This is a genomic window from Streptomyces sp. NPDC002088, assembly GCF_040296605.1.
GTDB lineage: Bacteria > Actinomycetota > Actinomycetes > Streptomycetales > Streptomycetaceae > Streptomyces.
The window spans coordinates 1-6894 of record NZ_JBEOXO010000072.1; the positions used below are offsets into that span (position 1 = coordinate 1).

General features: G+C 67.1%; 9 protein-coding genes and 2 pseudogenes. 5 read left to right on the forward strand and 6 right to left on the reverse strand.

Going from position 1 to position 6894, the window contains the following annotated elements; genetic code table 11:
- Positions 1 to 92: 92 nt before the first annotated feature.
- Together ABT114_RS49640 and ABT114_RS49645 are read right to left on the reverse strand one after the other, a co-directional pair.
- Positions 93 to 539 carry a hypothetical protein gene (locus tag ABT114_RS49640; protein ID WP_351153789.1) on the reverse strand — a complete coding sequence of 149 codons (447 nt, stop codon included), beginning with the start codon at positions 537 to 539 and terminating at the stop codon, positions 93 to 95.
- Between the two features lie 257 nt (positions 540 to 796).
- A pseudogene (locus ABT114_RS49645) lies at positions 797 to 1094 on the reverse strand (hypothetical protein); the annotation flags it as partial.
- 101 nt (positions 1095 to 1195) lie between these two features.
- Here ABT114_RS49645 and ABT114_RS49650 point away from each other — a divergent pair.
- On the forward strand, positions 1196 to 1567 hold the full coding sequence (locus tag ABT114_RS49650) for a hypothetical protein (RefSeq protein ID WP_351153792.1): 372 nt from the start codon (positions 1196 to 1198) through the stop codon (positions 1565 to 1567).
- Between the two features lie 210 nt (positions 1568 to 1777).
- Here ABT114_RS49650 and ABT114_RS49655 read toward each other — a convergent pair whose 3' ends face one another.
- A complete protein-coding gene (locus ABT114_RS49655) occupies positions 1778 to 2227 on the reverse strand; it encodes a carboxymuconolactone decarboxylase family protein (protein WP_351153795.1) in 450 nt (149 codons plus the stop codon).
- A 93-nt stretch (positions 2228 to 2320) separates the two neighbouring features.
- On the opposite strand from ABT114_RS49655, the gene ABT114_RS49660 reads away from it, so the two are divergent.
- Positions 2321 to 3199, forward strand: a complete 879-nt coding sequence (locus tag ABT114_RS49660; RefSeq protein ID WP_351153797.1) for a sigma-70 family RNA polymerase sigma factor — start codon at positions 2321 to 2323, stop codon at positions 3197 to 3199.
- A gap of 15 nt (positions 3200 to 3214) precedes the next feature.
- Positions 3215 to 3679 (forward strand): annotated as a pseudogene (locus ABT114_RS49665) (transposase); the annotation flags it as partial.
- Positions 3680 to 3686: 7 nt separating this feature from the next.
- Here ABT114_RS49665 and ABT114_RS49670 read toward each other — a convergent pair.
- Both ABT114_RS49670 and ABT114_RS49675 read right to left on the reverse strand, forming a co-directional pair.
- Entirely contained in the window at positions 3687 to 4220 is a 534-nt protein-coding gene (locus tag ABT114_RS49670; RefSeq protein WP_351153800.1) for a DinB family protein, read from the reverse strand.
- 152 nt (positions 4221 to 4372) lie between these two features.
- Positions 4373 to 4876: a GNAT family N-acetyltransferase gene (locus ABT114_RS49675; protein WP_351153802.1), complete on the reverse strand. Its 504-nt coding sequence runs from the start codon at positions 4874 to 4876 to the stop codon at positions 4373 to 4375.
- Positions 4877 to 4990: 114 nt separating this feature from the next.
- Here ABT114_RS49675 and ABT114_RS49680 point away from each other — a divergent pair, with 114 nt between their 5' ends.
- Positions 4991 to 6070, forward strand: a complete 1080-nt coding sequence (locus ABT114_RS49680; protein WP_351153805.1) for a tyrosine-type recombinase/integrase — start codon at positions 4991 to 4993, stop codon at positions 6068 to 6070.
- Positions 6071 to 6181: 111 nt separating this feature from the next.
- Positions 6182 to 6535 carry a hypothetical protein gene (locus ABT114_RS49685; RefSeq protein WP_351153808.1) on the forward strand — a complete coding sequence of 118 codons (354 nt, stop codon included), beginning with the start codon at positions 6182 to 6184 and terminating at the stop codon, positions 6533 to 6535.
- Positions 6536 to 6600: 65 nt separating this feature from the next.
- Here the strand turns inward: ABT114_RS49685 and ABT114_RS49690 are convergent.
- Positions 6601 to 6894, reverse strand: a 294-nt coding sequence (locus ABT114_RS49690) for an ATP-grasp domain-containing protein (RefSeq protein WP_351153811.1), incomplete at its 5' end; no start/stop codon positions are given.

The following is a 6894-nucleotide window of genomic DNA, read 5'->3' on the forward strand; positions in this document are numbered from 1 at the left end:
CTCCGTCAAACGATCATCTCTCCGGCCTGCACGAGTACCTCGCGCCCACCCCACACCAGCACCGTGACCTGCGAAATCAGGATGAAAATCTCTCAGTGCTCGTCGCGGCGGACCCTGGGCACGGTGACGTGCGCGCCCCCGCCCTTGCCCCGGGGCTCCTCCGTCCTCCGGCCCCTCCCGTCCGGGAAGAGCTCCACGGTGATGCGCGGACACGCCTCGTCGAATTCCGCCATCTCCGGTCCGGTGTAGTTCCAGCCGACGGAATACCGGCGCAGCAGCCGAGCCGGGTCGTCCAGCAGCCGCATGTCCAGGTCGTAGGTACGGCGGCCCTGCGCGTCGTAGACCCACAGCCCGACATAGTGATCCCGCCAAGACACGAGCCGGACCTCCAGCGGAGCCTCCCGGCCCGCCGCCCGGTACACCACCACGTATGGAAGCCCGGCGGCATCCCGCTCACGGGCCTCCTCCACGGATATCGGCTGCCAGGGGACGCGCGTCTCCAGGTCCCACGCCTGCGCGTACCCCACCTCGACCACCATTGCCACTCCCCCCTCGCGTACGTATCGAGCTGCAACATAGCCGCCGCCTGTGACAACGGCCTTACCGGGCCGGGCGCGGGCTACACCCGCCCAGGCGGTCTTCCCAAAGCAGACCGTACGGCCGCGGCTGGCCAGCCCACGCCTGCGGCCTGCGGCCTGCACCGGCAACCCGAGCCGGCACCCGGCCGGACAGCCGCGCATGTCACCCTCAGTGGCCAACTGGCGTGCTCAGGGGCCACCTATCGCGCTCGGTCTCAGCTGCAGGAGACGAACAGCTCCATCCACTCCGGCGACTCCATGGCCCGGACCAGCATGCCGGTCCACTCCTCGGTGCGTGGCTGGTCCAGCACGCCGGCCAGGGCCTCGGCGTCGATTGACGTGACCGCTGTCGCCGACCAGGTAGGCGAGGAGGGCGGCGTTGTAGCCAGTGCTGGCGCCCAGTTCGAGGATGCGTCCGCCGGGGAGGGCGTGCTGGTCCAGCATGAGGGCAACCACTCCAGGCTGGGAGGCGCAGGAGATCGACGTGCCGTCGATGTCGTACTTGATGTTGACCGGGCACTCGAGATCATCCCGGGCGGCCAGCCGGTGTCACGAGGCGGGGTGACGAGCGCGATCATGGGACGGGCAGGAACCGCACCGTAGAACAGGGAGAGACGATGAATCTGCAGGAAGGCCAGCGGGTCAAGCTGGCCGCCGACCTCCGCCTGACCGACCCGATCGAGGTGGCCGGGGCAGTCATCGGGATCCTCTCCCTCGCCGCCGGCACCGAAGGAACCGTGGAACAAGTCATCGAGCACGTCCGCGAGAGCGCCGACGTCCGCGAGTACGAGCGACTGAAGTCGCTGCTCGACTCCTACGGTGACGGCATGCCCCCGCAAAGCAGGACGCAGCTCGAGCAGAAGGTCGGCGCACTGGAACCGGCGTGGACCGCCTTCCAGGAACAGGGGCCCCGCGTGACGGTACGAGTCCGCTTCGACAACGGACTCATCCTGGACGCGTCACCACCAGACATCTTCGTCCCCGCCTGAACCGACGTCCCCGTCTCTGTCCCACCGACCCGCGAGGCAACTGGCTTATGGGCAGCTCAGCAGTGATTCATGGGGTCTGATCTGGTGTTTTGTGTGGTGGACATGTCCGTGACGGATTCCGCCCCCACGGAATCTGGTTCTGATGTTGCCGCCGCGCAGCCGGGCCCCAGCCGAAGGCGCGGCCCCCGAGGGGATGACGCCCCGCCCGACTCACCAGGTCTTGCCGGCCTGCTCCCGGACCGTGCGGTTGATCCGGTTGAAGAAGTTGGTCATCGCGATCTCCAGGGTGATCGAGCCCAGTTGCTCCTCGCTGAAGTGTTCAGCGGCGGCGTCCCAGATCTCGTCGGTGACGCCCGGTGCGCCGTCCTGGAGCCGGGTGGCGGCCTCGGTCAGGGCGAGGGCCGCCCGCTCCTCCTCGGTGTAGAAGGGTGTCTCGCGCCACGCGACCACGTTGTGCAGCCGCTCCTCCGTCTCACCGGCCTGCTTCGCCGACTGGATCGTGGCGAAGACGCACGGGCTGCAACCGTTGATCTGGCTGACACGCAGATGGACCAGCGACAGCAGGTGCTTGTCGACGCCCCCGGAATGAATCGCCTTGTAGAGGTGCTGGATTGCTGTGATCACGTCGGGATTGGCCGGGCTCTTCACACGTGCTTCCATCGGTCTGACTCCTTCATCGGTGGTTCATCGGTTACCTGCGCCCTTCCGGACCCGTCATCCCCATGACGGAGCAGAGCCGAGGAAGGTAACAACATGTCCGACACCAGCCCGACGGACCCGATAGCAGAGACGTTCGAGGCCCAGCGCGACCGGTTGCGCGCGGTCGCCCACCGCATGCTCGGATCGCACGCCGACGCCGAGGACGTGGTCCAGGAGGCCTGGCTGCGGCTCTCCCGCCAGGACGCGGCGACCATCCACAACCTCGCCGGCTGGCTGACCACGGTGGTCGGCCGGATCAGCCTCGATGTCCTGCGATCGCGCCAGGCACGCCCGGAGGCGTCCTACGACGACGGTCTATCCGAGCTCGTGGTCACGCTCGACGACAATCCTGCTCCCGAGGACGATGCGGTGCTCGCCGACTCGGTCGGGCTCGCGCTCCTCGTCGTTCTGGAGTCGCTCGGGCCGAGCGAGCGGCTGGCGTTCGTGCTGCACGACCTGTTCGCGGTGTCGTTCGACGAGATCGGCCAGATCCTTGGCAAGTCCACCGCCGCCACCAAGATGCTCGCCAGCCGCGCCCGCAGGAAGGTGCAGACGATTGAGCAACCGACCGGCGTCGGACGGGAGCAGCGACAGGTAGTCCAGGCCTTCCTGGCAGCGGCTCGCCGCGGCGACTTCGAGGAGTTGCTGCGGGTACTCGACCCCGAGGTGAAACTGACCGTCGACACCCCGTCCGGCGCGGTCGTCACCCTCGGCGCCACCAAGGTCGCAGCCGGCGCGCAACTGTCCGCCAGCGCAGCCACGCAGGGGCGGGCGGTGCTCGTCAACGGCCTCCCGGGGACCATTTCCTGGCGCGAGGACGGCACCCCGCTCTCGGTCCTCGCGTTCACCGTCGTCGACGGCCGGATCACTGACATCACGGTCGTGATCGACCCGGCCAAGCTCGCGCTGATGAACCTGCCGAAACCAGCGTGAGTCCCTGCCGAGGCAGTCGACCGCGGCAAGCAGGGGCTGAAACGCTCGGGCATGACGGATGGATACGGCATGCCGCTGGGTGGTGTCCTGGCCGGGGCGAACCGCCACGACTCCCCGCTGCTCGCCCCCACCCTGGATCGTCTGGACGACCTCGGGCCGTTGCCCGACGACATCACCGTGCATCTGGACGCCGGATACGACTCGGACACCACCCGCACCCTGCTCAGCGAGCGCGGCCTGCACGGCCGGATCGCGCACAAGGGCGTGAAGGCACCGATCCAGGCAAGTCAGCGCTGGCACGTCGAACGCACTCACGCCTGGCAGAACGCCTTCCACCGCCTCGCACGCTGCTACGAACGGCGGGCCACCGTCGTCGATGCCTTCTTCGACCTCGCCGACACCGTGATCATCGTGCGCAGTCTGATCCGGCGGTCCTGGACGACCCACCGCTGGGACAACCGGCCGTGCCGACGACCGTGAACCTCCCCTATTCGCCGCGCGCGCCGTCAGCCATCTCGCGGAGCAGGTCCATGTGGCCGACATGACGAGCCGTCTCCTGGATGACGTGGCTGAGCAGCCATCGCACGGTGTACTCCTTGCCGCTGACGCTCCGCGTTGCGCGGTCGCCGGCCGTCTTGCCGGCCAGCGCCTGCTCCGACCGGAACCACTCAGCCCTGTAGGCGGCGACGATGCCGGACGGAGTGTCGCTCTCATTCAGTTGCCAGTCCGCATTGACGTCGTCTGCCTCCCACAGGGACGGCAGGTCTGATCCGCCACCGACGATCGACATCCAGAAACGCTCTACCGCTGTGAGGTGCTTGACCACTCCGGCCAGGCTCATGAACGGCGATGTCGGCAGCGGGGTGGCCGCCGCCTGGCTGGTGTCCAGGCCAGAGATCTTGTTGACAACGGTGATGCGCAGGAAAGAGAGGAACTCCCGCTGCAGACGGAGTTCGTCAACGGCCAACGTGGGCGGCCATTGGCGCTCCAGCGAATCAGCCACCGGACTTGCGTTCGACATGCGGGCAGTCTAGGGCGTGTCAGGAGTCAGGTTCGCGATGTCAGCGCAGGCACAACCCCCAAGCGATCACAGAGCGTCGTAATTCCACGATCACCAGGACCTGCGCCTGCCTTGTCCCCGGGGTGCCCCATCACGCCTATCTGCGCGACCTCTTACGCGTCGGGGTGCTTCGGCAGGGCGAGCCAGTCCGACCAGGAGATCTCGCGGCCGAGGTAGCGCGGCTGCTCGAACGGCCAGTCGGCGGCGATCCACTGCGGCACCAGCTCGTCGAGGGCCTGCTCGACCTCGCTGCCCACCAGCTCGTCCACCACCCACCAGGAGATCTCGCCGTCCGCGCCGACCCTCTCCGGTGGGTCGATGTAGACGCAGCCGAGCAGAGCTGTCTCCGCCGCGTCGAACAGCGCGTAGTTGAAAGACTGGTGTGCGGCGATCTCCTTCTCGTGCCGCAACAGGTCGGCCTGGTCGGCCTCGTAGGTCATGGTGGCCGCGGGCCAGCCCCAGGCTGGGCCGAAGATGGTCCACAGCCGCTCGCGCGAACCCATCACAGCCGGATAGTCGAGCGGGGTGTCCGCCTCCCGGATCGGCCGCAGGTGATGACTACTGCCCGGCAGCGGTACCAGGACGGGATGGACGAAGTCATCGGGGAGCCAGCTCATAGCGCCCGACCGTAGCAGCGCGCGGCCGTCCGCTCCCCTGGATTTTCCCCGTATACCGCCAGGCCCTGCTCTCATGCCGGGCAGTGCCCGCGATCACCCAGCCTGTGGAGCCGGGTGGACGAACGCCGCGTCCGGCTCGGAGGACTGGCGAACGTCCGCGTCCGCGACCTGGAGAGCGGCAAGTACATCAACGTCACGCACGCCGAGGACGCCGCTTTCTGGGAGTGGGCGATCGTTGAGGTCCTGCGGCACTCAGGCGTGCGTATAGAGGAGGCCCTGGAACTCACCCATCTCAGCATCCGGCAGTATCAACGGCCCAACGGCGAGGTCATCGCCTTGCTCGTAGTCGCTCCCTCGAAGAGCGACCGGGAACGCGTCATCCCGATGTCCGCCGAGCTGTTCGCTGTCATCGCGTCCATCGTCCGCCGCCACACTGCCGGCGGCCAGACCATCCCGCTGCTGCCCCGCTACGACCCGAAGGAACGGCAGAGCAGCCCGCCCATGCCGTTCTTGTTCCAACGCAAGATCGGGACCAAGCACGAGGTCATGTCGGACACCACCGTGGTGAACATGCTGAAGCGCCACTGCGTCGAGCTCGCCGAACAGCACCCCGGCTTCCTTGCCACCAGCTTCACGCCGCACGATTTTCGCCGACTCCTGGCCACGGAACTCGTCAACAGCGGGCTCCCGATCCACATCGGAGCAGCCCTACTCGGGCATTTGAATCTTCAAACGACTCGCGGTTATGTCGCCGTGTTCAACGAGGACGTCGTCCGGCACTACCAGGGATTTCTCGACCGGCGCCGCCAAGCCAGGCCAACCGACGAGTACCGGCCGGTCACCGAACCCGAATGGCTCGGCTTCGAGGAGCACTTCGACCAGCGCAAAGTCGAGTTGGGAGGATGTGCCCGCCCCTACTCGACACCTTGCCAGCATGAGCACGCCTGTCTGAGATGTCCCATGATCAACATTAACCCGAAGATGCTGCCCCGCCTCGACGAGATCGAAGTCGACCTTCTAACCCGCCGGGCCCGAGCCGAAGCAGAGGGGTGGCTCGGTGAGATCGAAGGAATCGACCTCACCTTGTCTTTCCTGCGCCAGAAGCGGGACCAGACCCGTCGACTCGCCAGGGTCGCACCGGTCGACCTTGGCATACCCGGCATCTCGCAGCGATCAGCGGCCAGGCGAGAATGAGCGGATGTATTGCCTGCAGGCGGTCATCGCCACCGAATCCTCCGCGAGTTGGCCGGCTCCATCACAGAGGCGTGCATCGTTCCTCTCGGTCAACACCTCTGGCTCTTGCCGATGACCGGCGCACTGTTCGATGCGGTCACGGCCGCCGGAGCACCCGAACTCGACGGGTTCTGGAAGGCGCCAGCAGGCTTTGATCGTCTGCTGACCGCGTACTCGGAGACAGGACCGGTGGCCTACGTCGAGGCCGAGTACTTCGGCGGGGCAGGGACTCAGACCGCGCAGGTCTGGGATGCCGGGAAGATAGTCCTTGGCCCATTGCGCCTGGCCGAAGGGGAGCCCTCGCCGACGAGCGGCACTCCGATCTCTCAGGCACTGCGGCGACTCGGCGCTGCCAAGGGCAATCACATCGACGAGTTCTCCGCAGTCGGACTCGGCCGCCACCGCGACACAGACGACTGGCTCTAGCCCACGAACCGGTCAAGGCCCGACGAGCACACCACTCGACTTGGTGCGGGGAAGGAGCGTAAGTGCTACGGACCGACCAGCAGTGCGGCCAATTCGCCTCGGCTGCTCGACTGGTGCAGATCACTGACTTGGCCGTCACCGACTTCGACGACCCGCCACACCCCGTCCGAGCGAAGGGCCACGTCGGTTGTGACGAACCGGCATCCTAGGCGCCGCACTGCAGGCCCGATGTGATCAAGGTCGGGCACCAGCCCGCGCTCAAACGGGCTATCCGGATGGGGCGTCAGCAGCCTGGGTTCACCATCGAGCCACCAGACGCGCACTTCAGCCGCGACGGACTCAAGCCGCGAGAACGCCTC